Here is a 25,029-nt window from a genome sequence, read left to right on the forward strand (position 1 = left end):
TCAGGCAGGGTTCCCGCCGACCGGTTCGGAATAGGCGGGCGGCGGAACGAAGGCCTGATACCGTTCCTCGAGAAGCCTCGCGAAGCGGATGCACCGGACGTCGTCGAGTTGCCCGCCCACGATCTGGACGCCCACCGGCAGCCCCTCCTCCGAGAACCCGATCGGGGCGACCGTGGAGGGGAGGAAGTAGGCACCGGTGTAACCGGCCCAGAAGAGCTGGCGTCCGAACGGAACGTCGCGGCCGTTCACGGTCAGCGTCCGCCAGGCCGGAGGCCGGTCGTCGTGGGGAAATGCCGTGGTGGCCAGCACGGGGCAGAGCAGGATGTCGCATTCCTCGAAGAAGTCGCGCCAGACCGCCGCGATGGAATGGCGCTCCTCGTTCAGCCGCAGCCATTCCCGATGGCTCATCGTGACGCCTTCCAGAAACATCGACCGCAGCTGGCTCTTCGGCGCAGCGGGGTCGGCCTTCTCCGCCTCGAACGCGGCGATGTCGGCGTCCGGCATGTCCTGGGAGATCGCCGCGCGCATGAGGAGCTCGTAGACGACGTGGACCCGATGGCTGTCGAGTTGCGGGCGCCAGCCGACGCGCACGTCGGCGCCTTCGCCGCGCAGGAAGTCGGCGAGCCGGGCGAGCTGGTCTTCGATCGCGCGGTCCACTTCCGCGTAGACGTCGTTCAGCACGACGCCGATCCTGAGACCGCGGAAGGAATGCAGGTCTCTCTCGCGCGGACGGCGGAACTGGCCGGGGAAGGCCTCGTGCCTGAAATCGGCCACGGCACGGAAAGCGATCTCGAGATCCTCGGCACTGCGCGCGAGCGGACCGATCACCGAGATGTCCCCGGCGGCATGGCGGGTTCTCAGCGAGTGGCCGACGGAAGAGCAGAGCCCATAGGTGGGCTTGTGGGCGAAGACGCCGCAGAAATGCGCCGGATTGCGCAGCGAGGACGCGATGTCGCTGCCGAGCTCGAGACCCGACAGGCCGGCCGCCAGCGCGGCGGCGGAACCGCCCGACGAGCCGCCCGGCGTCCGGTCGAGATTCCAGGGATTGCGGGTGCGGCCATAGATCTCGTTGGCGCTCTGGGCGTCGGCGAGGCCCGGCGGCACGTTGGTCTTGCCGAAGACGACGGCGCCCGCCGCCTTCAGCCGCGAGACCGCGACGGCATCGCCGCCGGCCACGTTGTCGCGGAAGGCGGGAAGCCCGTATGTGGTCGGCGTCCCGGCGAGATTGAACGATTCCTTGATCGTCATCGGCACGCCATGGAGCGGGCCGAGCGGAGCACCGGCGGCAACCGCTGCGTCGGCCGCCCTCGCAGCCTGCCGGGCCGCCTCGACGTCGAGAACCACGACCGCGTTGATGGACGGGTTATGCGCGGCCACGCGGCCGAGATATCCATCCAGAAGCTCTTCCGAGCCGACCTTCCGGTCGCGAATGCGGCGCGCCAGCGTCGCCGCCGAGCTGAAAAGTTCGTCTGCCACTCTCGACCCTTCGAAAGAAGGCGGGCGGCCCCGGGCACCGCACCGCCGCGATCAATCCTGAACCATGTCCCCGAAAGCGGCTCCGGTTACGGGACGTGACATGCGGGGAACCAGGCCGCTGAAACGTCCGGTGCCGATCGGGCAAGATCGCGCCAGGCTTCAGCGGAGATAGGAGGGGACCAGGTCCTCGCCCTTGACGTCGGAGGACAGCATGCCCTGATCCTTCATCGTGTCGATCCAGTACTGTATCCCGGTAGCGGGCACGTCGGACTGGAAGGTGCCCCACCGGGACGTCGCCACCACCTTTTCCGGCAGCTTGGTCCACTTCGCGAAGCTCTTGCGCGCCTCGGCATCGTTCGCCTTGATGAACTCGGCCGCTTCGGCGAGAGCGTCGCGGAACCCCTTGACTGCGTCGGGGTTCGCCTCGGCCCAATCGCGCGATGCCACGAAGATGACGATGGGCGCGCCGTCGGGCATGGTCGCGACGAAATCGCCGAAGTCGTAGCCTGCGCCTTCCCGGATCATCTTCGAATAGAACGGATCGACCGAGACCACCGCATCGACGTTGCCGCTGGCCAGCAGGTCCTGCATCTGCGGGAACGGCACCTCGACGAAGCGGACCTTGGAATAGTCGCTCTGGTTCTCGCTCATCCAGCGCTGGACCATCGCCTGGTGATAGGACTGCAGTCCGACCACTCCGACCGTCTTGCCTTCGAGATCCTTCGGCGCCTTGATGTCCGTCCCGTTGCGCGCGAGCACGCCCACGGCCGGCGGCTGGACGGACGGGAAGGCGGACGCACCGGCGATCACCGAGAGTTCGATTCCGGCCTGCCAGGCCGACAGGACGGGGATGAGGACGGTATGCCCGACCTCGGCCGAACCGGATGCGATCGCACCGATCATCACGGAAGGATTGGGTGCGGCGGTGAGTTCCACGTCGAGCCCCCGCTTGTCGAAGAAGCCCTGGTCCTCGGCCACGAAGAGGGGCAGGCCATCGCTGATCGGAACGAAATTCACCCGGATCGGATCGGCCGCCGCGGCGGTGACTACAAGTCCGCCTGCGAAGCCGATGGCCGCCAGAACGAGCCGTAACATGCGCTGCATCACTCATCCTCCAGTGTAAGGCAGGCTGATATAAGGGTCTCTTATTTGCGCTCTGTCAAGAGCGGGAACCCCGTGCCGGACCGCAGATATCGGCGCGGACCGGAGCCACCGGCGCGGTCAAGGGTGGATTGCGCCGCGGTTCAGCCCGTCGTTGGCGGCCGTCAGACCGCGCGCTCATGCATCGGACCGCGCCCGCCGCCGTCTGCCGCGCGCACCGCGCCGGTGACGTAGGAGGCGTCGTCGGAGGCGAGGAAGTGGCAGCAGGCGGCGATCTCTGGCGGATCCGCCGCCCGCCGCAGTGCGATGCGGCCGCCGCGCGCGGCGAACGCCTCCGCCGCCGTCGTGCCGTCTACCCGCGCGGACGCCCGCATCTCCCGCTCGCTCATCGGTGTCCGCTCCGGGATCGACGGCGCGTCTCGCGGGGGGCTCGATCCAGAGACGCGCCGCCGGGCGAAGAAAAGCATTGGGAGGAGGTCGACGCAGGAGGGTCGCAGACGGCGTATCTGCGGGGCGGTCAGGATGTCCTGCGCATCGAGGCATCCGGCCGCGAGATCTGGCAGAGCCACGGGTTCGACGCCCCGAGCCCGCCGTTCCCCCAGGCTCCGGCTCGACCATCGTCGGGACGTTCGGTCTCTCCGACGAAGGGCGGCGGTGCGATCGTCCGCGGGCCGATCGGCCGGGATCGCCCTCGCCGAAAACCGATTTCTCGGCAGCCCGGCCAGACCGCCCGGGCTGCGGGCAAGGAGACTGCAGCCCGGGCGAATCCGCTCAGGCGGGATTCTCGCCCATGGCCGAGAAGCGAGCCGGATCGGCCTTCTCCAGACGGATCGCCAGGAGGTAGCCGACGATGGCGGCGGCCGGAATGAGGCAGGGCAGGATGATGCCGAGCGCCCCGCCGGTCGTGCCGGTCAGATCGCCGAAGTTCATGAAGATGTAGACGAACAGAACACTCATGACCGCGGCCGAAAGCGCGGGCAGTATCCTGGTCGACAGCGCCGATCCTCCGGATTGCTTCCTGCCGAAATAGACGATGACCGCGATCGAGGTGACGGTCATCATTCCCAGGATGCCGAGCGTGCCGATCTGGCTGATCCAGGTGAACAGATTGAGCACCGGGTCGAGGCCGAGGCCGGCGAAGACCGCAACGACGATCAACGCGCCCACGGTCTGGAGAACGGAGCCCGTGTGAGGGCTCTGGTGACTGGCATGCGTGCGTCCGAACACGGCCGGCAGCAAACCTTCGCGCCCCGCGACATAGGTGTAGCGGGCGATGTAGTTGTGGAAGGCCGAGAGCGCCGCGAAGAGGCTCGTCACGAGCAGGATGCCCGCGATCGCCGGGACCGGCCCGCCGACATATTCGCCCGCGAGGTTGAAGAAGAAGGCGGACGGATCGGGAAGCGCCTGGATCGTCGGGACGAGATTGCCGGCCCCGACGGCCGCGATCATCAGCCACGTGCTGAAGACGAAGAAGACGCCGATCATGAGCACGGAGAGATAGGTGGCGCGCGGAATGGTCTTTTCCGGCTCGCGGGCTTCCTCGGCGTAGATCGTCGTCGCCTCGAAACCGATGAAGGAGCCGAGGCAGAGCAGGATCGCGATGGTGAGCGAGCCCGAGAACACCGCGTTCATGTCGAAGATGTCGATCGCGAGGCCGTTCGGGCCGCCGCCTTTGCCGATGATCGCGAGATCCACGATCAGGACGATGAGGTATTCGAGCGCGACGAGAACGACCATCACCTTCGCAGACAGGTCGACCTGACGATAGCCGAGGATGCCGAAGAGGGCGATGGCGATCAGGCTCCATCCCCACCAGGGGAGGACGAGGCCGAACTCGGAGAAGACACCGGAAGCGATGCCGCCGAGCAGGCCGATCAGACCGAACTGCATGGCGTTGTAGGCAACCAGCGCGACGATCGCGATGGCGCCGGCAACGCGCCCTCCGAGTCCGTGCGCAGCATAGGCGTAGAATGCGCCTGCGTTCTTGACGTGACGCGCCATCGCCACGTAGCCGGCCGAGAAGGCGAGCATCAGCAACGTCACGAAGACGAACGTCGCGGGAATGCCGGCCCCGTTGCCGAGCATGAAGGCAATCGGCATCGCCCCCGCTATGCCCGTCAGCGGGGCGGCCGCCGAAATCACCATGAAGGTGACCGCGATCAGCCCCAGCGAATTCTTTCTCAGTTGGTTAGTCCCCTCTCCATTCATTTCACCGTCTCCTGTTGAGTTTGGTTCCCCTGCACGGATTTCCGTCCGTGTCGTTCCGTCATTGGCTGCGTGCGAAATGTGCCCTGCATCCGGCGAGGAAGTTCTCGACCAGCGGCTTGTGCCGCTCGGCCGGCCGCGCCAGCGCTATGACCCCTGCTTCCGGAAACTCCTCCCGCAAGGGTATGGCGTGGATGATCCCGCCGTCGGGTCCCGTTTTCGACCGGGGTCGCTGCGGCACGACGGAATAGCCGAGCCCCCGCCCGACCAGGCCGCGCACCATTGCGAATGACGGCGACTGCAGTCGGATCGCCGGCTTCTGCCCGCCGCGTTCGAACAGCGCCGCATTGGCCCTTCGCACCGAAGGATGATCGAACAGGATCATCGGCTTGTCCGAAAGGTCAGCCAGCCGGAGGCTGGATCGTCCCGCCAGGGGATGCTCCTCACCGACCAGGACATGCGGATCGGGCGGACACAGGAGTTCGACGGCCAGATCGGGATCGTCGACGGAGCCGAAGGTGATGGCGGCGTCGATGCCGTCTGCACGCATCTGCTCCACCAGATCGTCGTGATCGGCCTCCAGCAACCGAAGATCGACGCCCGGCTCCCGTCTGGCGAAATCAGCGAAGAGCGCCGGTACCAGTTCCGGGCCGAGCGTTATGAAGAACCCTACCCGCAACCGGTCCGCCGAGACGAGGGGCGGGTGGTCTTCGGGTGCGATGGGAATGGCGCGGCGATAGCCGCGATTGGCATAGACCAGCGGCGAGCGCTGCGTGGAGAGCTCGATCTGCTCGACTTCGCCGATGAAGATGAAATGCGTCCCCCACATCACGGCGGTTTTCAGCTCGCAGTCCAGGGCGACCACCGCGCCGTCGACGATCGGCGCGCCCGTCGAGCCCGGATGCCACTTGATCGCACCGAACCGATCCTCGTTCAGGTGCTTGAGCCTGCCGGAGAAGAGATCGGACAGGAAGCTCTGGCTTCCGCTCAGAACGTTCGCACAGAACCGCCGATTGCGGCGGATCGCCTCGCAGGCCGGGCTCAGATGATGGATGGAGATCAGCAAGGAGGGCCGGGGCGTATCGGCCGAGACCGAGGTCATCGAAGACACCGTGACGCCGAACCGTCCCGCCTCGCCGTCTGTGGTCACGACCGTGACGGCAGAGGCCACCCGGCTCATGCCCTCGAGAAAGCGGTTGCGGAGGTCGGCGTCCATGAGCGGCCTCACCCCAGATCGAAGAAGCGCTCGAGTTCCACGTCTGGAACCTTGCGGCTGAATTCGTCGTATTGGCACTGGCGCGTGGCGGCGAATGCGTCCACGAAGCGCTCGCCGAGCCAGTCCTTCGCAAAGGCCGAACCGCGCAGCCTTTCGATCGCTTCGGGCATCGAACGCGCGAAGTCGCGGGCAGGCTCCTGCGCATAGCCCGAGCCGATGGTTTCGGGATCCGGCTCGATCTCGCCCAGGACGCCGGCGACACCGGCCGCGATGGTGGCTGCAGCCGACAGATAGGGGTTGGAATCGGCCCCGGGCAGGCGGTTCTCCACCCGCAGCGTCCCCTCGTCGTGTCCAACGAGGCGGAAGCACGTCGTCCGGTTCTCGAACCCCCACGTCAGACCGGGCGGGGCGAAGGTGCCCGGCGCAAAGCGGCGGTAGCTGTTCACCGTGGGCTGGAAGATCAGCGTCAGATCGCCGATGTAGGTCTGCAGTCCGCCGAGGAAATGTCTGAACTTTCTGCTGACGCCGTTCTTTCCGTTCGGATCCCAGAAGAGCGGCTGGCCGTTCTCGTCCTTCAGGCTGATGTGAAGATGGATCGACTGGCTGTCGGCTTTTTCGGTCCAGCGCGGCATGAAGGTGACCGAACGTCCCTGGCGCAGCGCCAGCGCACGGATGAAGTTCTTCAGAAGAACGAGCTGGTCGGCGGGCTCGGTGCCTTCGCCCGCGCCGACGCAGGCCTCCATGAAGCCTGCGCCGATCTCCTCGTGCATCTTGGCGAGGTCGATCCGGAGCGGCTCGCACATGGCGGCGACCGCCTCGTACCATTCGGTCTGGACGACCTGGTAGAGCAGGAGATCGTGGCTCGCATGGGCGGTCGCTGTCCGGAGATTGCGATAGCCTTTGGCGCGCGCCGATTCCGGTGTTTCGTCGAACAGGGTGTATTCGAGCTCCATGCCGTATTTCGGCACGAGGCCGGCCTCGCCAGCGCGGGCGATCACCGACTTCAGCAGCGCTCTCGGACAGATCTGCGCGGAGGCGCCGACATAGTTGGACAGCACGAGCAGGTCATGGCCCGGCTTCGACCACGGCAGCCGCCGAACCGAGGCGGGATCGACCTGGAGGGGGTCATCGTGGAAATCGCCCTTGTCGTCGTTGACGCCGGGAATGGTCAACATGGCGTCGGTCGGATCAAGGGCCAGTTGGACGGGAGACATTCCCATGCCGCTGCGGACGATTCCCTTCAGGCTTCGGGCAGAGACCATCTGCCCTCGGAGGAGGCCGTTGGTGTCGGTCATCGCGACCGTCGCGAAACGGCTGGCCGGGTCGGCCAGGTAGTCGTCAATCGTCATCTTCCACCTGTCTGGAGGTTTGGGGGGCCGATCAGCCGGTCGAGTTCGGCGACGTCTTGCGCGGGACGGGACGAGTAGGCCTTGAGGAACACCCGAAGCCCGTTGTGGATGTAGCGGGCGAGCTCGGCGCGCGACGGCGGGCGATCTGGCATGTAGAGGGCCTGCGTGCGCGGCGCCGAGAGGATGAGGCCCCACAGATCCTGCGCGGCCAGTTCGGCATCCTCGAAGACCAGGCGGTCCGCCTGACGCTGGCCGTCCAGATAGGTCATGATGCCCGACAGCAGCCGGTCGGGACCGACCTCCTGATAGGCGCGGCCGATTTCGGGAAAGCGCTGAACCTCGCCGATGATCAGACGGGCCAGGGACAGCATGTCGGGGCGCATCACCGTGTCGGCATAGTCCCAGGCGAAACTCAGCAGGTCGCGCACCATGCCCTCGCGGGATGGATGCTCGAAAACGTCCATCATGCGGTCGCGTTCGCCCAGCATCATGGCCGAGAAGAGCGCTTCCTTGGATTGGAAGTACTGGTAGAGGGTCGGCTTCGACAGGCCCGCCTCGAGGGCGACCGCATCCATGTTGGCGCCGCTGTAGCCGGTCTCGGAGAACACCTTGAGCGCGGCTTCGAGGATGCGCCGCTCGCGCTCGATCCTGTTCTGCTGCCGCTTGGGAAGCGTGGTCACCGCGGCAGCCTCCGCAGGAAGTCCAGGAGGAGGCGGTTGAAGGCTTCCGGCTGCTCCACGTTGCACACGTGGCCGGCGTGGCCGATCGTCTCGTAGCGTACGTCCGGCCGCTCCGCCTCGGCCAGGATGCGGTTGGCGACGCCTCGGATCTCAGCCGGCGAGGCAAGGCGATCGTGTTCGCCAGTCATCATCAGGACGGGCATCGTCAGCCGCGAGAACACGAAGCGTTCCGGGGGATTGGTGAAGCAGGCCAACGCGTCTGCATAGGTGGTCGAGGGGATTGCCGCCATCGACGACAACAGCGTCGATCGCACGGCTTCAGGCGCATCCGGGCCGGCCAGAACCTCGACGACGGCAGGCGCGAAATCGGCGGGCGTCCGACCGGCAGCGAGCGGCGCCTGGCGGCTGGTGCGGAACGCCTCGCGCTCCTCCGGCCCGGCTTCGGACATGCCCGTGCAGCCGCCCGACAGCACCAGCCCGGCCAGCATTTCGGGATGGCGCATCGCGAAGGAGGTCGCGATCCACGAGCCGAAGGAGAGACCGACCAGCACCAGGCGCTCGGCGCCGAGCGTCTCCTTCACGCGCAGAATGTCGTCACAATGGTCGTCGACGGTCGATTGTTTCGGGCCGAGCGCGCTGCCGCCGTAGCCACGCAGATCGAGCGCAGCGGAGCGCATGACGGCGCCGGCGGCGGCAAGCTGCGGCAGCCAGTTTCCGCGCGCGCCCCCGATGCCGTGCAGGAAGAGGCAGAGCGGACCCGTCCTCGTCGGCGTCACCGTCAGGGCAAGCTGCGGTTCTCCTTCGATGGTCACGTCGTGCGTTGGAGCCGTCGGGTGCTGCACGGCAGTTTCCGCGGCTGCCGTCCCTGCAAGGTCGCGCAGCGCGGCCAGACCTGCTTCGAAGATCGACCGCGTGCCCTCGCAGATCTGTCTGAGACGCGGCCCGTCGGCCGCGACGACCGCGCTCCAGCGCACCGTGCTTCCGCCACTCTCCGCCTCTTGTATGGAAATGCGCGCGTCATAGGCGTCGGCGCCGCGTATTCCCTGCAGATGCCTGTATCCGAGCGTCCGGTCGGAGTGACTCAGCCAGGTCAGCCGCTCGCGGTAGACGGTATCCTCGCCGTGCACCGTGAACGCGCGGATCAGCGATCCTTGCGCGTCGTGCTCGGCACGGATCGTCGCGATGGCGGGATGCCATTTCCCGGCAAAGTCCGACACGATCGCCCAGGCCGCCTCCGGCGAGGCGGACAAGGTGCCTGTGACCTCTACCGTCTCGCGCGCCATGCCTACCGCACCGACCGGATGGAGCCGGCCTCGCCTCGCCACAGCGAGTTGCGCGCGCCGCCTTCGTCGCCCGGCGCGGTGTCGAGTTCCTCCATCTCGTAGAGCGCGAGAACGCCGATATAGTCTTCCATGATCTCCGACGTGTAAGGCAGCATCAGCGCGCCGCAGCGGCTGTCGCGATACATGCGCTCCAGCGGCAGCGACTTCAGCATGGACTGGCCACCGCAGGTGCGGATCGCCATCGACGTCATTTCCGCCGCGCCCTCCATGACGTTGTACTGCGCCGCGTACATGCGCATGACCTCTGCCTTGCTGGGGAAGCCCTTCGCTTCGCTGAACGCCTGCCACCACAGCGCGCGGATATTGGCCAGGCGCGCATACATCTTGGAGACCGCGATGCGCTTGGTCGCGTACATGCGCCGGTCGACGGGCGGCTGGCCGGGAATCCGGCCCTTCAGGTAGTCCACCGTGAAGTCGAACGCGCCCTGCGCCACGCCCATGTAGGTCGGCGAAAGCGTGATCATCATGTGCGGCCAGTTGGGCAGCGTCTTGTTGAAGATGCCGCGCGGCATGAGAAGATCCTCTTCGGTGACGAAGACGTCCTTGAGGATGAGATCACGGCTGTTCGTGCCGCGCATGCCGAGCGGGTCCCAGTCGCCTTTGACGCTGAGGCCGGGGGCGTCCTTGTGGACCACGAACAGCATCGTGTCCTCGTGGCGCGGTTCCTGACCTTCGAAGACCTCCGTGCAGACGATGGTGTAGTAGTCGCAGTAGCCGGCGAGCGATGCGAATTTCTTGAAGCCGCTGATCTTCCAGCCGCCATCGACCTTGCGGCACTGGGTCTGGTTCGGCTTGGAGGTCCAGTTCTGGCCGCCTTCCGAGATCGGCTGCGAGTAGATCGCCTTCTCGGCGATCGCGCGGCGGAACTGCCGCGCGCGCAGCGGCGCGAAGGCCGCCTTCTCCTCGGCCGACAGGTTCGGCATGTCGAACATGAAGCGCGACCAGGCCATGGACGAGTTGTGCATGTTGAAGGTCAGCGCGGTGGCGCCGCAGTACTTGCCGATCTCGGCGCCCACCATGGCGTATTCGTACATCGAATAGCCCCAGCCCCCGAACTCTTCGGGAATGCAGAGGCCGAGAAAGCCTTCCGCCGCGAGGTCCCGGTAGTTCTCGACCGGGAAAGACGCGTCATCGTCGATCGCCTTGGCGCGGGGGGCGAACGTCTCGCGGCCAATCTCGTTGATCAGGCGGAGCTTGTCCTGCACCTCCGGACGGATGCGGGCGATGTCGTAATAGTCGGCAATGTCGCTCATGCTTTTCTCCGGAGACTGTCAGGACGCGAGTTCGCCTTGCAGGACGCCGTCCCGGACGACGATCGTTCCGTCCAGCGCGATCGTGCAGTTGCGCATCGGCAGGTCGAAGTGGCCGAGCGTGTAGCGGCCCGCATACTGGTTCGCGCCCGTCGACCACAGGAAGGAGCCGGCCAGCGCGCGGAACTCGACCGCCTGCATGTCGCGCTTGTCGTACATCGCCGCCGAGACCCAGCGCGCACCCGGATGCATGCCCCAGCCGACATGGCTCATGCCGTAGGCGTTGCGGTCGTTCCAGGCGTCCATGTACTCGCGGAAATGGATCGCATCGATGCCGTCGCCCTTGATCGCGGTGACGAAATCGTCCTCGACGGTGAAGTCGATGCGGCTGGTCAGCGTCGACTTGAACGTCAGGTTCATATCGCCGACGTCCATGACGATGCGCCCGTTGACGCAGTTCCTGCCGGGAAAGGCGAGGCACAGTCCGCCCGGCCAGTGCGCCACCGAACCTGGAGTCGTGCCGAAGCCGGGCGTACCGCCACAGGGAGCGTCGCGCAGGTCGACGATGAGATCCGTGCCCACGGCCGAGGTCACGCGCATTTCCCTGGCATCGCGCAACATCTGTATCCCGAGCGCGATTTTCGGGCCGAGTGCGGCCGTCGGCTCGGTCCGTTCGAGGATCTCGGGATGCTCGTTGCAGACCACGAGGAGCCGCGCGCGTCCGGCAGCCTCGATTTCGGGCCATTCGGGCGCGTGGATCAGACCCTCGACGGTACAGTCGACGACGACATCGACCCGCTTCAGTGCTTCGATGACCGGTCGGTTTCCCTGGAGCGCCCAGGACGTGCCGGTGGACTTCACCGGCACCGGGGCGGTCTGGCGCGGGGTCGGCATCTGGATCATGCAGAACTCGGCGCCCAGGTCGTGCAGGGCGAGTTCCGAAAGATGGATCAGGACCGGGCGCGACTGCGTCTCCGACAGGAGTGCGACCTGCGTGCCCTTGCCGATGCCGTTCAGCGCGAAGACACGCCGAAAACTGTCCAGCCAGCGTCCTTCGACGCGTTCCTGCAGCATACCAGTTCCCCTGTCGACGATCCGTGTTTCCGGATTTCTTAACTCGGCAGTTAAATTTTCGCATTGCCGGTCGCTTGTCAATCGGGGTTGCAAAGATCACTGCAGTCGATCGTCATCTTCCTTCGCAACCGGGGTCGCTGGCGGGCGCTTCATCGATGCGGACCTCACCGGGCTCGACAAGTTGCGCTCCGCCGAAGCCGACATGGAAGATCGCTCCGCTCCGGGCAGATGACCGTCGTCGCCTTGGATCAATATTCGAACCGATATTTCGAATATTGACTTGCGAACGGCCGGCCGTCCTGCCACCCTCTTCGCCGCGATACGAACGTTCGCGGCGGAGGAAACGTTGAGCACGGTGGACAAGGCGATGTCGCTGCTCGACCTGTTCAGCATCGACATGCCCGAACTCGGTCTTTCGGAGATCGCGCGGCTGGCCGGCTACGACAAGGCGACGGCGCGGCGGTTGCTGCTGTCGCTGTCCCGCCACGGCTTCGTCGAGCAAGATGCCGAGACGCGCCAGTATCGTCTGGGGGCCGGCCTGACCCGCCTTGCCCGCATTCGCGAGGCGCGGCTTCCCCTGCTGCAGACCGCACTGCCGTTTCTGCGCGAACTGGCCGCCACGACGTCGGAGACGGTGCACCTGGCCGAAGCAGGCAACGCATCCCTCCTGACGGTGCTCGTCGAGCATCCCGCGCGGGCGAACCGCGTCAACGTGAACGTCGGAGAATATCTTCCCCTGCACTCGACCGCGTCGGGCCTCGCCTATCTCGCCCATGCGCGCCCCGAGGCGGTGAAGGCCGCGCTCGGCAGCCCGCTCACGGCCTTCACCGCGCACACCGTCACAGAGCCGGCAGCCATCCTCAGGGATGTCGAGGCCGCGCGGGCCCGCGGATACTCCGTCATGGACCAGGGATTCGAGGATGGCGTCTTCAGCGTCGCTGCCGCGATCCTCGGTTCCGGCGGCCATGCCATCGGGACGCTCGCGGTCGCGGCGCCAGTGGTGCGCACCTCGAAGGCACTGGCTGCCGAGCGCGGACAGGCCGTCGCAGCCGCCGCCCGCCAGATCAGCGAGCGCCTCAGCGGCGAAGGCTTCACCGCCCTCAGGAACAGGGCGACTGCGTGATGGGGGAGCAGGAGCGGATGCAGCCGAGAATCCTGGTCATCGGAACCGGCGACACCAAGGCCGACGAACTCGCGTTCATGCGCATGACGATCGCGCAGGCCGGCGGCCTGCCGCTGATGCTCGACGTCAGCGTGCTGGGCGACCCGCCCTACCAGCCCGATTTCGACAAGCATGCGGTGGCGGCCGAAGGCGGCTCGACCATTCCGGCGATCGTCGCGCTGGGCGACGAGAACGCCGCCATGACGGCGATGGCCGCCGGTGCCTCGGCCCTCACGAGACGACTCCACGACGAGAGCCGCATCGACGGCGTCATTGCCCTTGGCGGGACGATGGGCACCGATCTCGCTCTCGACGTCGCCCTCGCGCTGCCCCTGGGCGTCCCGAAATTCGTCGTCTCCACCATTGCCTTTTCACACCTCGTCCCGCCGGACCGCATCGCGACCGACCTGATGATGATCCTCTGGGCCGGCGGGCTCTACGGACTGAATTCGACCTGCCGGGCGGTGCTGTCGCAGGCCTGCGGCGCCGTCGTCGGTGCCGCGCGCACGGCGGAGCGCCCCGACCTCCGGCGTCCCGTCGTCGCGATCAGTTCGCTGGGCAAGAGCTGCCTCACCTACATGGTGCCGCTGAAGCCGGAACTGGAGAAGCGCGGCTACGAGGTGGTGATCTTTCACACCACGGGGATGGGCGGCCGCGCCCTGGAAGCGATCGCCGCACAGCGCGGTTTCGCCGCCGTGCTGGATTTCAGTCTCCAGGAACTGGCCAACCACCTGTCAGGCTCGGTGGTCACGTCCGGCGCCGACCGGCTTGAGAGTGCCGGCCGGGCCGGCGTCCCGCAGATCGTCGCGCCGGGCGCCATCGACATGGTCGACTTTCCGACCTGGCAGCCGGTGCCCTCGCGGTTCGACGGACGCCCCTACCATGCGCACAACCGGCTGCTGGCGTCGGTGACCAGCGACGGCGAGGGTCGCCGCGCTATTGCCCGCGCGATCGGCGCCAAGCTCGCCGCGGCCGCCGGGCCGACGGCCTTCATCCTGCCGGCCGGCGGCATCCAGCAGTGGGACCAGGTGGGCGAGCCCCTGCACGAGCCGGACGCGACGGCGGCCTTCGTCGACGAGATGCGCCGGAGCGTGCCCGGCTCCATCGTCTTCCGTGAGATTGCAGGGCACATCAACGACGACGAATTCGTCGCAGCCGCCCTGGACATCTTCGACCGCTGGGCGGCCGAAGGCATCATCGCCGCCGGGGTGCCGTCGTGAACGACCCCCGGGGTGCCGTCGTGAACGCGCCGTCCGCGCTCGTGCTCGATTTCGGCGGCGTGGTCACCCGCACGCTGTTCGAGACGCACCGGCAGTCGGAGGCCGCGCTCGGCCTGCCGCCCGGCAGCCTGACCTGGCGCGGCCCCTTCGCGCCGGAGACCGACGCCCTCTGGCGGCGCATGCAGGCCGACGAGATCAGCGAGCGCGACTACTGGATGGAACGGACCCGCGAGGTGGGGCGGCTGGTGGGCGAGGCGTGGTCCGCCATGGAGACCTTCGTCCGGCGCGCCCGTGGCGCCGATCCGGAGGCGATCGTCCGGCCGGAGGCCGACGCGGCGATCCGCATCGCCCATGCGGCCGGCATCCGGCTCGCCATCCTGTCGAACGAGCTCGACCTGTTCTACGGCGCCGATTTCCGGCAGCGGCTCCCGCTGCTGTCGCTGTTCGATCCGATCGTCGACGCGACCCATACCGGCATCCTCAAGCCCGACCCGCGCGCCTACGCCGCCGTGGCGGACGCCCTCGGCGTGCCGGCCTCGTCCTGCGTCTTCGTCGACGACCAGGCGCGCAACGTCGCCGGTGCTGTCCGGGCCGGCATGCGCGCCGTCCAGTTCGAGGTGCGCGATCCGCACCATTCCTTCAGCGAGGCGCTCGCCCATTTCGGGTTAGCCCTCGACCTGCCCGAAAGCGTCGCCGAGAGGACGGACCATGCGTGACACGAACTTCCTCGCCGAGAACAATGCCCGGCAGATCTGGCACCCGATGGCGCATCCGGCCGAGATGCGCAGCCAGCCGCCGCGCGTCATCATGAAGGGCGAAGGCGCCCATGTGACCGATCTGGAAGGCCGCACGGTGCTCGACGCGGTCGGCGGCCTCTGGAACGTCAATCTCGGCTACAGCTGCGACCCCATCAAGCAGGCGATCGCCGCCCAGCTCGACGCGCTGCCCTATTATTCCGGCTTCCGCGGAACCTCCACGGGTCCGTCGATCGAACTCGCCTGGGAACTGACGCAGTGGTTCGAGCCGGAAGGGATGACGCGCGCCTTCTTCACGTCCGGCGGGTCGGATTCCGTCGAGACCGCGCTGCGCCTCGCCCGCCAGTACTGGAAGATCCGCGGCCAGGCCGACCGCACCAAGTTCATCGCGCTCAAGAAGGGATACCACGGCACGCATTTCGGCGGCGCCTCGGTCAACGGCAACGCCAACTTCCGCCGCAACTACGAACCGCTGCTGCCCGGCGTCTTCCATGTCCCGGCGCCCTACGCCTACCGCAATCCCTTCGACGAGTCGGATCCCGAGACGCTGGCCAGGCTGTGCATCCGCGCCCTCGAGGACGAGATCGCCTTCCAGGGCGGCGACACGATCGCCGCCTTCATCATGGAGCCGGTGCTCGGCGCGGGCGGCGTGATCGTTCCGCACGAGAGCTTCATGCCGCAGGTGCGCGCGGTCTGCGACAGGCACGAGATCCTGCTGATCGCCGACGAGGTCGTCACCGGCTTCGGCCGGACGGGCGCCTGGTCCGGTTCGAGGCTCTCCGGCGTGAAGCCGGACATGATGACCATCGCCAAGGCCATCACCTCCGGCTACTTCCCGCTCGGCGCGACGATGATCGGCGGCAGGGTCGCCGACATCTTCGAAGCCGACAGGACCAGCTTCGGCGCCATCGGCCACGGCTACACCTATTCCGGCCATCCCGTCGGCTGTGCCGCGGGCATCGCGGCACTCGCCGAGACGCGCCGGCTGAAGCTGGACGAGAACGCCGCGGCCCGGGGCCTGGAACTCGCCGAGGCGCTGGAAGACCTGAAGCGCCGGCACGCGGTCGTCGGCGACGTCCGCTATAAGGGCCTGATGGCCGCCCTGGAACTGGTGTCCGACCGCGCCTCCCGCAAGCTGGCCGACAAGGCCGTGATGAAGCGCGTGGCGGACGCGGCCTACGACGCCGGCGTCATGCTGCGCGTGTCCGGTTCCAACATCATCCTGTCACCGCCGCTGATCCTGACGGCCGAACAGGTGCGGACCATTAGCGCATCGCTCGACGCCGGTCTCGCGGCCGCCTGAGACGGCCGGGCTGCCCGACCCCTCCCGAGCCCGCCCGTTCTTGTCGCTGGCGGACGGGAAGGGCGTCCCGCGCTCGTCGGGGTGGGCGTGCCCGGGAGCCAGGCGCGCGGTGGTTCGTCCCGACGACAAGTCCCCGGTTGCCGGGCCTCGGCTTCACCCCGAACGAGGTTCGACCATGCCGATCCGGCGTCCGGCCGCCGCGACCAGCAGGACCGCGATGCCGAGCGGGACCGCCACCGCCAGATCGTCCAGCATCACCCCGTACCCGCCGGGGACACCCTCGACGAGGTGGAAGGGCCATGGCTTCAGCCGGTCCAGGGCGAGGAACGCCACGGCGAAGCATCCGGCGGCCCACCATCCGGTCCGGCCGATCAGCGCGATGCCCGCAAGGTAGGCTGCGACTTCGTCGACCACGATGCGCCGATCGTCCTTGATGGCGGTCAGCGCTTCCCAGGAGTGGGCCGCCCAGGTTCCGGTCAAGCCGACCAGGAGCGTGACGACGAGGAGCAGGATCGGCGAGCGGCGGGAGAGCATGACGGCCAGCGGAACGACGCTCGCGACCGCCAGACCGGCGCGCAGCGGCTCGACCAGGCCCATGCCGAACCAGCTGCCGACGACGATCACCGGATCGAGCAGGGAGACGCTCTCCGGAAGGACGGCGATGTGGAGGGACGGAACCATGTCTTGCCCGCGACGGTGAGATGCGCCCGACCATATGGTGCGCGACTGTCCGAAACCCAAGCGGCGCGTCGTCGCGCGTTCCGCCGCCTTTCGCGGGGCCGGGACGGCAATGGTCGGTCCGGAATATCTCGCTGCGACTGGGCGCACCGTCTTTTCGCGCACCCGAGCCGCTTGCGATCGATGGGGTTCGGCAGGATCCGGACCGGGGCTGAAGAGGCCGTGCCGGTTCCACCCGTCAGCGGATTGACCGCACGGCAAGTGTATCGTATATTGCAATGGTGTTTCTATATATGAAACAAAAGGGAGGAATGCAACATGAATATTCGCAGCGGCCTTCTCGCCGCACTCGTCCTGCTCGCCCCGGGCGCCGCGTTCGCGCAGGATGTCACGCTGAAGTTCGGACACGCCGCGGCGTCGAGCCACCTGTTCCAGAACGGGCTGGTCATGTTTGCCGACAAGGTCGCCGAAAAGACCGGGGGCAAGGTCAAGATCGAGGTGTTCGGCGATCGCCAGCTCGGCGACGACAAGCAGCTTCTCGAAGGGATCCAGCTCGGAACCATCGACGGCGCCCTGGTCTCGGTGCCGACGATTCCGCTGACGCTGAACGCCCCCGCCTTCGACGCGCTGCAGCTGCCGTTCCTGGTGCCGAGCTACGACAAGATGGCGGAAGTGCTCTCCTCCGACGTCGGCCAGCAGATGCTGGACTCGCTGGGGACGACCGGCATCAAGGGCCTCGGCTACATCGAGGCCGGCCAGCGCCACTTCCTGTCCCGCACCAAGGCGGTCAAATCGGTCGCGGACTTCGCGGGGCTCAAGACGCGCATCGTTCCCACGCCGCTGCACAAGGCGATCTGGGAAGCCGTGGGCACGAACCCCATCGGCATGGCCTATGGCGAGATTTTCTCGGCGCTGGAGACCGGCACCATCGACGCGGTGGAGATCAACCTGTCGTCCGCCTATGCCGAGAGCTTCTACGAGGCCGCCAAGAACGCGACGCTGACCGGCCACTATTTCTGGCCGGGCGTGCTGATGATGGGCGGACCCAAGTTCGACAGCCTGCCGGATGACGTGAAGACCGCCATCGTCGCGGCCGGGCACGAGGTCATCGCGGAGCACTACGCGCTTGCGCGGGACCAGGAGGCCGAGATCGCCAGGAAGCTGGAAGAGAAGGGTGTCACCATCTCGAAGCTCGACGATCTCGAGGAAATGCAGGCTCGCATGAAGCCGGTCTTCGACTCCTGGCTCGCCAAGGATCCGCTGATCCAGAGCTTCGTCGACGCCGTGCGTCAGTCGAACTGAGCTAAGCCGGGCGGCGCACCGATCCGGTCGCCGCCCCCATTTCAGTGATCCATCGGATATGGTCGCCGAGCGACGGTCGCGTGCCGTCGGGGAGAAGGCGTGCCTTGAGGAGGCCGATCAATGCTGGCATTGCGACGCGCTTTCGACGCGGTGGTGTCCAGGGTCGTCGTCTGGATGCTGATCGTCCTGCTCGCGGTCATGACCACGCAGGTCGTCCTCCGCTATGGCTTCTCGGCCTCGCTGATCTGGGCGGAGGAAACCTCGCGCTACCTGCTGATCTGGGTCTCTTTCCTGTCGGTCGTTCTGGCCTATGAACGTGGCGAGATCGCAAGCGTCCCGATGCTGCGGGACGCGCTGCCGCGCAGGGCCGGCCTCGTGCTGGCGATGATCGCGAACGTCTGCGGGATCGTGCTCCTTGCGGTTCTGGTCTGGTATGGCCTGGTCTATGCCAACCGGCTCGGTTCCGCGCCGATCCCCGCCATGAAGTTCCTGCTCGGCGACCTCTTCGGCCCCGCATTCCCGACCCCGACCATGTACTGGGTCTATGTCGCCCTGCCGATCGGGCTCACCATCCTCGCCCTGCGGCTGGCCGTGGACGTCATCCTCTACGGGCGGATGATCGGAACGGGCGAGTATGCTGCCGACCTTCGCGACGGCGGCGTCCCGGAGGGACATCCATGATCCTCTATCTGGGCATCTTCTTCCTCGCTTTGCTCATCGGCATGCCGGTGGCCCTCGGCCTCGGCGCGGCGTCCCTCGTCTACCTGCTGATCGAAGGGCACGGCCACCTGCTCGTCGCCTTCCCGCAGCGGATGATCGCCGGCATCGACAGCTTCCTGCTGCTGACGATCCCGTTCTTCATCCTGGCCGGCAACCTGATGGGTGCCGCCAACCTGACCGGACACATCGTCCGCGCCGCGCAGTTCGCGGTGGGCCGGATCAAGGGCGGCCTGGCCGTCGTCAACGTCCTGTCGAGCTTCCTCCTGTCCGGGTCGAGCGGTGCGGCGACGTCGGAGGCGGCGGCCGTCGGCGGCATCATGATTCCGCCGATGAAGCGCGAAGGCTACCCGCCCGCCTATGCGGCGGCGCTGACGGCGGTGGGCTCGCTGCTCGGGCCGATGATCCCGCCGTCGCTGCCGCTGATCCTCTTCGGCGTCCTCACCGGCACGTCGATCGGCGACCTCTTCCTGGCCGGCATCCTTCCCGGCCTGCTGCTGGGAAGCCTCCTGATGGCCTACGCCTTGTGGAAGGGCCGGCGCGAAAACCATCCCGTCGCCGCGCCCGTCCCGCGCGAGGAACGCCGCGGCATCCTGATCGCGGCGCTCCCGGCCGTCGTCCTGCCCGTCTTCATCGTGGTCGGCATCCGCAGCGGCATCTTCACGCCGACGGAGGCGGCCGGCGTCGCCTGCATCTATGCGCTGGCGATCGGCTTCCTCGTCTATCGCTCGCTCTCCTGGGAGAAGCTCAGGACCTGCTTCTACGACACCGCCACCATGTCGGCCGGCGTGATGCTCGTCGTGGCGATGGCCAGCATGACCGGCTTCGTGCTCGGCATCGAGAGCCTGCCGCAGAAGGTCGCCGCCCTGATCCTCGGGCTGACCGACTCGCCGGTGCTGCTCGTCGTCCTGCTCAACGTCATCCTGCTGGTCCTCGGCCTGTTCCTGGAGCCGCTGGCGGCGATGGTCCTGATCATTCCGGTCCTGAATGCCCTGTCGCCGTCGATCGGGATGGATCCGGTGCAGATGGGCGTAATGGTGGTTCTCAACCTGATGATCGGCATGTGCACGCCGCCGGTCGGTCTCTGTCTCTTCATCGTCGGCTCGATCGCGCGCACGCCGATCCAGGCGGTGGCGCGGGCGGCCCTGCCGATGTTGGGGCTGTGCGCCATCGTGCTGATGCTGGTCGCGACAGTGCCCGGGCTGTCGCTGTTCATCCCGAACCTGTTCCGGTGAGGCCGTCATGAGCGTCGAACTCGACAAGTCGGTCAACCAGTCCACTCAGATGGCCTTCATGATCATCGAGGTGATGGCCGAGATCGGGCATCCGGTCGGGCTCTCCGACCTGGCGCGCCGGATCGGCGTGTCCAAGGTCAGGGTGTTCCGGTTCCTGCGCACGCTGCTTTCGCTCGGCTACGTCCTCCAGGATCCCGCCACCGAGAAGTACCGGCTGTCCTACAAGCTCTATCACCTCGGCCAGGCACTGGCCGATTCGACCGACATCCTGCGCGAGGCGCGGCCCGTGATGGTCGAGCTGCGCGACGCGACCGGCTTCACCGTGTCCTTCTCGCAGCTGGAGACGACGGGCATGCGCATCCTCGACATGGTGCGTACGGAGCAGCCGGTCGCCATCGTCACCCGACCCGGCGCGCTGCTCGACTTCCATGCCTCGGCACAGGGCAAGATCGCGCTGGCCTTCGGCGGCGCGCGGCTGGCCGATACGGCGCTGCGGCAGTGGACCAGCGAGACGCCGACCGATCGCAGCCGCGTCGAGGCCGAGGTCGAGGCCGTCAGGGCGCGGGGCTGGGCAGACGCACCGAACCAGACGCTGCAGGGGGTGACCGCCGTCTCCGCGCCGATCTTCGACATGAAGGGCGGGTTCGTCGCGACGCTGACGATCGCCGGCCCCACCAACACGATCGGGACGCCGCCCGCCGGACGCTTCGTGGAAGCGTTGACCGGGGCTGCCCGCAAGATCTCCACCAATCTGGGAAATACGGACCAACGCGCATGACACGATACTCGCTGGCGGTCGACATCGGCGGCACTTTCACCGATGCCGTCCTCCTGGCCGACGACGGCCGCACCTTCGTCGACAAGACCCTGACGACGCATGGCAACCTGCTCGAGGGCTTCTTCCGCGGCGTCGACCTGGTGATGGGACGCGCCGGCATCGCGCCGGCCGACGTCAACGACGTCGTTGTTCATGCCACCACGGTGGTGACCAACGCCCTGATCGAGCGCAAGGGGCCGCCCGTCGGGCTGATCCTGACGAAGGGGTTCACCGACATCCTCTACATCCGCGACGAACATCGCTACGACATGTACGATCCCCAGATCGAGTTCGCCGAGCCGCTGATCCCGCGTGAGCGGACGTGGCCGCTCGACGAGCGCGTTCTGGCCGACGGCACGATCGAGAAGGGCGCGAGCGAGGCCGAGATCGCGGCCATCGCGCGCGAATGCCGGTCGCGCGGCATCCAGTCCGTCGCCGTCAGCCTCATCAACGCCTATCGCAACGGCGGGAACGAGGCGCTGGTGGCAGAGGTCTTCGCGCGCGAAGCCCCCGAAATCTTCGTGTCGCTGTCCTCGGTGATCGCGCCGCAGATGCGCGAATACCTGCGCACCTCCACGGTCGCCATCAACGCCTACACCGTGCCGATCACGCGCCCCTATCTCGAGGCACTGATCGCAGAACTGGGACGGCGCGGCTTCTCGCAGCAGCCGCTGATCATGCTGTCCAACGGCGGCGTGATCGGTGCCGCGCGGGCGGGAACTCTGCCCGTCCGGATGATCGAGAGCGGCCCGGCCGCCGGCGCCCTGGTCGCGTGCTATTTCTCGCGCATGTTCGGGCTGCCGGACCTGATCTCCTTCGACATGGGCGGGACTACCGCCAAGGCCTGCATGATCCAGAACCACGAGCCGCTGGTGACGAGCACCTTCGAGGTGGATCGCCGCTACCGGTTCAAGCCGGGCTCGGGCATGCCGATCACCGTGCCGTCGATCGACATGATCGAGATCGGCGCCGGCGGCGGCTCCATCGCCTGGGTCGACGATCTCGGCCTGCTGCGGACGGGTCCCGAAAGCGCGGGATCGATCCCGGGTCCGGTCTGCTACGGCCGCGGCGGCACCGAGCCCTGCGTGACCGACGCCGACGTGGTGCTCGGCATCCTCGATCCCGACCGGTTCCTGGGAGGGGACATGAGGCTCGACGCGGCCGGCGCGCGGGCAGCCATCGCCTCGCTCGGGGCGGGAATCGGCCTCACGACGGAGCAGGCGGCCTGGGGAATCTACGAGGTCGTCTGCGAACAGATGGCCGCCGCCGCCCGCACCCACGCCACCGACCGCGGCGTCGACTATCGCGGCCTGCCGATGCTGGCCTTCGGCGGCGCCGGCCCGGTGCATGCCTGCCTGGTGGCCGACCTGATCGAATCCACGCAGGTCATCTATCCGCCGCTGGCCTCGGTGCTCTCGGCCTTCGGAACGCTGGTGACGCCGGCGCAGATCGACCTCGTCCGCAGCCAGCTCGGGCTGATCGACCGCTTCGATCCGGCGACCGCCCGCGACTTCGTCAGCCAGATGACTGAGGAGGGAACGGCGGCCCTGACCGAGGCGGGCCTCGCGCCAACCGACATCGGCTTCGTCTTCGGCGCGGACCTGCGCTATCTCGGACAGCAGTCCGAGCTGCGGATCGAGCTTCCCTTCGATCCGCGCGAACGCCTCGACACCGCGGCGATGCGCGCGATCTTCGACAAGGAATACGTCGCGCAGTACGGCCTCAAGCTCGACATGCCGATCGAACTGGTCAACTGGCACGTCACCGCGCGCGGCAGCCTGCCCGATCGCGCCGCCGCCCATGTCAAGAAAGGCAACAGCCGTCCGGCGCCGCGCAGCCGCATCGTCCACATCCGCGGCAGGCCGGTCGAAACGGCGGTCTATTCGCGCACCGAACTGATGGAGGACGATCCCATCGCCGGCCCGGTGATCGTGGAAGAGCGCGAAACGACGATCTTCGTCCTGCCCGGCTGGACGATCCGCCTGCACCCGAACGGCAGCCTCGTTGCCGACAAGACGACGGAGAAGTGACCATGGACGGCGTCGAACTCCAGATCCTGTGGTCGAACGTGATCGGGATCGTTTCCGAGCAGGCCCGCGCGCTGCAGCGCATCGCCTTCTCGCCCATCGTGCGCGAAGCGGGCGACCTCGCCAACGGCATCTTCGACGCCCGCGCCCGGATGGTGGCGCAGGCGGTGACGGGGACGCCCGGCCACATCAACTCGCTGGCGGCCGCCGCCGCCAACCTGCTCAAGCATGTCGATGCCGACGGGCTGAAGCCCGGCGACGTGCTGATCACCAACGATCCCTGGATGTCGGCGGGGCATTTCTTCGACATCACCGTCCTGTCGCCGATCTTCCGGGGAGACCGGATCATCGGCTATGCCGGCTCGACGATCCACCACACCGACATCGGCGGCTACGGCATCGGGTCCGGCGCGCGCGACATCCACGAGGAAGGCCTGTGGATCCCCGTCCTCAAGCTCTACGAGGCCGGCGTCCGCAACGAGACCCTGTTCTCGATCATCACCCGCAACGTCCGCACCCCCGACGCCCTGCTGGGCGATCTCGGCGCGCAGGTGTCGTCGGGCATGATCGCCTCGCAGCGCCTCAACGCGCTCTGCGACCGCTACGGGCTGGACGACATCGAGACGCTGGCGGACGAGATCATCTCGCGGTCCGAGAAGGCGACGCGCGAATCGATCCGGGCGCTTCGAAGCGGGACCTTTCATGGCGAATCGACCTTCGACGTTCCCGGCGGCGACCGGATCACGCTGAAGACGGCCGTGACCATCGACGGCGAGGCCGGGGAGATCACCGTCGACTTCGCCGGATCGTCGGGGCGCAGCCCGCGCGGCATCAACGTCGTGCCCGCCTACACGCAGGCCTATGCGACCTTCGCGATCCGCTCGACGCTCAATCCGGACCTGCCGAACAATGCCGGATCGCTGGCGCCGATCAGGATGAAGCTGCCGGACGACTGCATCGTCAACGCCACCTATCCCTCTCCGGTGAATGCCCGGCACGTCGTCGGCATGTACGTGCCCTTCCCGATCCTCAACGCCCTGGCGCAGGTCGTGCCGGACAAGGTCGTGGCCGAGGGCTCCGGCGCGGTGTGGACGGTCCAGATCCAGGGGCAGGACAGCGAAGGCCGGGCCTTCACCTCGTCGATGTTCAACTATTCCGGCGGCATGGGCGCGCGGGCGGGCAAGCCTGGGATCTCGGCCGTCTGCTATCCGACCGGCGTCTCGGCTGTTCCGGTCGAGGTGCTCGAGGCCGCCTACCCGATCGTCTTCACGTGCAAGGAACTGGAGCGCGGTTCGGGCGGAGGCGGCCTGCAGCCGGGCGGCGACGGCCAGCGCATCGGCTTCCGGATGCGCACGACCCAGCCCTGGCTGCTGAACACGGTCCCCAGCCGCCTGCTCGAGGCGCCGCAGGGGCTCGCCGGTGGCGAACCGGGACGGGCCGGGCAGTTCCTCGTCAACGGCACGGCGACCGTGCTGTCCGGCAAGACGGACATGAAGGCCGGCGACGAGGTGATGATGATCACGCCGGGCGGCGGCGGCTTCGGCGCGCCGGCGGCGGCCCGGACCGATGGCTGACCGAAGAAGGAGAGACGGATGAGCGAGCTTCAACCCTTCCGCATGCCGGTCAAATGGGAAGACCTGCCGCGCTTCGCCGTGCGCGAGCACGTCAGCCGGGCAGGTTTTCGCGGCGAGGACGTGCTCCTGGTCATGAACTGGCTGGAGCCGGGCATGACCATCGGCATGCACAAGCATCCCTTCGAGCAGATCGCCGTCGTCCTGACCGGCCGCATGCGCTGGACCGTCGGCGAGGAGACCTTCGAGGTCGGCGCGGGCGAAGTGCTGCGCGTACCGCCGGACGTGATGCATGGCGGCATCCCGATCTCGGACGAGGTGGTCATGAACCTCGACATCTTCTGCCCGATTCGGAAGGATTATCTGGAGATCGTCGAGCATCAGGCGGCCGATTTTCCGGCCGCGGGCGACCGAGATGCATCCTGAGCCATCTGCCGGCTGCCTTGCCATGCTCTCCCCGGAGGGGCAGATTCCCGGCTCGTTGACGAGAACCGCGAAAGGGGAGGCGATCATGAGCGGCTCATCGGTGCGATCCTGCACGACCCGGG

Annotated in this window: 22 protein-coding genes; 11 read left to right on the top strand and 11 right to left on the bottom strand. The window is 67.4% G+C overall.

Annotated elements, in window-relative coordinates; all coding sequences use genetic code 11:
* The 10 genes from IAI54_RS20235 to IAI54_RS20280 form a co-directional block, all read right to left on the bottom strand.
* A complete protein-coding gene (locus IAI54_RS20235; RefSeq protein ID WP_187968903.1) occupies positions 1-1,476 on the bottom strand; it encodes an amidase in 1,476 nt (491 codons plus the stop codon).
* 159 nt (positions 1,477-1,635) lie between these two features.
* A complete protein-coding gene (locus IAI54_RS20240) occupies positions 1,636-2,580 on the bottom strand; it encodes an ABC transporter substrate-binding protein (RefSeq protein ID WP_187968904.1) in 945 nt (314 codons plus the stop codon).
* Between the two features lie 161 nt (positions 2,581-2,741).
* On the bottom strand, positions 2,742-2,966 hold the full coding sequence (locus IAI54_RS29370; protein WP_476726955.1) for an SDR family oxidoreductase: 225 nt from the start codon (positions 2,964-2,966) through the stop codon (positions 2,742-2,744).
* Positions 2,967-3,348: 382 nt separating this feature from the next.
* Positions 3,349-4,785: an APC family permease gene (locus tag IAI54_RS20250; RefSeq protein WP_187968906.1), complete on the bottom strand. Its 1,437-nt coding sequence runs from the start codon at positions 4,783-4,785 to the stop codon at positions 3,349-3,351.
* A 58-nt stretch (positions 4,786-4,843) separates the two neighbouring features.
* Positions 4,844-5,998 (bottom strand): LysR substrate-binding domain-containing protein, encoded by a 1,155-nt coding sequence (locus IAI54_RS20255; protein ID WP_187968907.1) that lies wholly within the window; start codon positions 5,996-5,998, stop codon positions 4,844-4,846.
* 8 nt (positions 5,999-6,006) lie between these two features.
* Positions 6,007-7,347 (bottom strand): glutamine synthetase family protein, encoded by a 1,341-nt coding sequence (locus IAI54_RS20260; RefSeq protein WP_187968908.1) that lies wholly within the window; start codon positions 7,345-7,347, stop codon positions 6,007-6,009.
* The gene (locus tag IAI54_RS20265) at positions 7,344-8,027 is read right to left on the bottom strand and encodes a TetR/AcrR family transcriptional regulator (RefSeq protein ID WP_187968909.1); all 684 of its coding nucleotides are present in this window, start codon (positions 8,025-8,027) and stop codon (positions 7,344-7,346) included. Before IAI54_RS20265 ends, IAI54_RS20260 begins: the two co-directional genes overlap by 4 nt.
* Positions 8,024-9,310, bottom strand: a complete 1,287-nt coding sequence (locus tag IAI54_RS20270; RefSeq protein WP_187968910.1) for an alpha/beta fold hydrolase — start codon at positions 9,308-9,310, stop codon at positions 8,024-8,026. The genes IAI54_RS20265 and IAI54_RS20270 overlap by 4 nt, the downstream gene beginning before the upstream one ends.
* A gap of 2 nt (positions 9,311-9,312) precedes the next feature.
* Positions 9,313-10,623: an acyl-CoA dehydrogenase family protein gene (locus tag IAI54_RS20275; protein ID WP_187968911.1), complete on the bottom strand. Its 1,311-nt coding sequence runs from the start codon at positions 10,621-10,623 to the stop codon at positions 9,313-9,315.
* 18 nt (positions 10,624-10,641) lie between these two features.
* Positions 10,642-11,694: a 2,5-dihydroxypyridine 5,6-dioxygenase NicX family protein gene (locus IAI54_RS20280; protein WP_187968912.1), complete on the bottom strand. Its 1,053-nt coding sequence runs from the start codon at positions 11,692-11,694 to the stop codon at positions 10,642-10,644.
* A 346-nt stretch (positions 11,695-12,040) separates the two neighbouring features.
* Between IAI54_RS20280 and IAI54_RS20285 the strand changes: the two genes are divergently transcribed.
* From IAI54_RS20285 to IAI54_RS20300, 4 genes are read left to right on the top strand one after another with little or no spacing between them, the layout of a single operon-like run.
* A complete protein-coding gene (locus tag IAI54_RS20285; protein ID WP_187968913.1) occupies positions 12,041-12,817 on the top strand; it encodes an IclR family transcriptional regulator in 777 nt (258 codons plus the stop codon).
* Positions 12,818-12,834: 17 nt separating this feature from the next.
* A complete protein-coding gene (locus IAI54_RS20290) occupies positions 12,835-14,076 on the top strand; it encodes a Tm-1-like ATP-binding domain-containing protein (RefSeq protein WP_187968914.1) in 1,242 nt (413 codons plus the stop codon).
* 20 nt (positions 14,077-14,096) lie between these two features.
* Entirely contained in the window at positions 14,097-14,792 is a 696-nt protein-coding gene (locus IAI54_RS20295; RefSeq protein ID WP_187973259.1) for an HAD family hydrolase, read from the top strand.
* Positions 14,785-16,134, top strand: coding sequence for an aspartate aminotransferase family protein (locus tag IAI54_RS20300; RefSeq protein WP_187968915.1), 1,350 nt, complete (start codon positions 14,785-14,787; stop codon positions 16,132-16,134). Before IAI54_RS20295 ends, IAI54_RS20300 begins: the two co-directional genes overlap by 8 nt.
* A gap of 153 nt (positions 16,135-16,287) precedes the next feature.
* Here IAI54_RS20300 and IAI54_RS20305 read toward each other — a convergent pair whose 3' ends face one another.
* On the bottom strand, positions 16,288-16,815 hold the full coding sequence (locus IAI54_RS20305; RefSeq protein ID WP_187968916.1) for a phosphatidylglycerophosphatase A family protein: 528 nt from the start codon (positions 16,813-16,815) through the stop codon (positions 16,288-16,290).
* Between the two features lie 315 nt (positions 16,816-17,130).
* Between IAI54_RS20305 and IAI54_RS20310 the strand changes: the two genes are divergently transcribed.
* The 7 genes from IAI54_RS20310 to IAI54_RS20340 all read left to right on the top strand — a co-directional run bounded on the left by IAI54_RS20310 (position 17,131) and on the right by IAI54_RS20340 (position 24,907).
* Entirely contained in the window at positions 17,131-18,114 is a 984-nt protein-coding gene (locus IAI54_RS20310) for a TRAP transporter substrate-binding protein (RefSeq protein ID WP_187968917.1), read from the top strand.
* 120 nt (positions 18,115-18,234) lie between these two features.
* Complete coding sequence (locus IAI54_RS20315; RefSeq protein WP_187968918.1) at positions 18,235-18,795, top strand: TRAP transporter small permease; 561 nt, start codon at positions 18,235-18,237, stop codon at positions 18,793-18,795.
* A complete protein-coding gene (locus tag IAI54_RS20320; RefSeq protein WP_187968919.1) occupies positions 18,792-20,066 on the top strand; it encodes a TRAP transporter large permease in 1,275 nt (424 codons plus the stop codon). Before IAI54_RS20315 ends, IAI54_RS20320 begins: the two co-directional genes overlap by 4 nt.
* A gap of 7 nt (positions 20,067-20,073) precedes the next feature.
* A complete protein-coding gene (locus IAI54_RS20325) occupies positions 20,074-20,844 on the top strand; it encodes an IclR family transcriptional regulator (RefSeq protein ID WP_187968920.1) in 771 nt (256 codons plus the stop codon).
* On the top strand, positions 20,841-22,913 hold the full coding sequence (locus IAI54_RS20330) for a hydantoinase/oxoprolinase family protein (protein WP_187968921.1): 2,073 nt from the start codon (positions 20,841-20,843) through the stop codon (positions 22,911-22,913). Before IAI54_RS20325 ends, IAI54_RS20330 begins: the two co-directional genes overlap by 4 nt.
* A 2-nt stretch (positions 22,914-22,915) precedes the next feature.
* Positions 22,916-24,484, top strand: coding sequence for a hydantoinase B/oxoprolinase family protein (locus IAI54_RS20335; RefSeq protein ID WP_187968922.1), 1,569 nt, complete (start codon positions 22,916-22,918; stop codon positions 24,482-24,484).
* Positions 24,485-24,502: 18 nt separating this feature from the next.
* Positions 24,503-24,907, top strand: coding sequence for a cupin domain-containing protein (locus IAI54_RS20340; RefSeq protein WP_235679115.1), 405 nt, complete (start codon positions 24,503-24,505; stop codon positions 24,905-24,907).
* The last annotated feature ends 122 nt before the right edge of the window (positions 24,908-25,029 follow it).

The sequence above is a fragment of the Aquibium microcysteis genome (assembly GCF_014495845.1).
GTDB classification, from domain to species: Bacteria; Pseudomonadota; Alphaproteobacteria; order Rhizobiales; family Rhizobiaceae; genus Aquibium; species Aquibium microcysteis.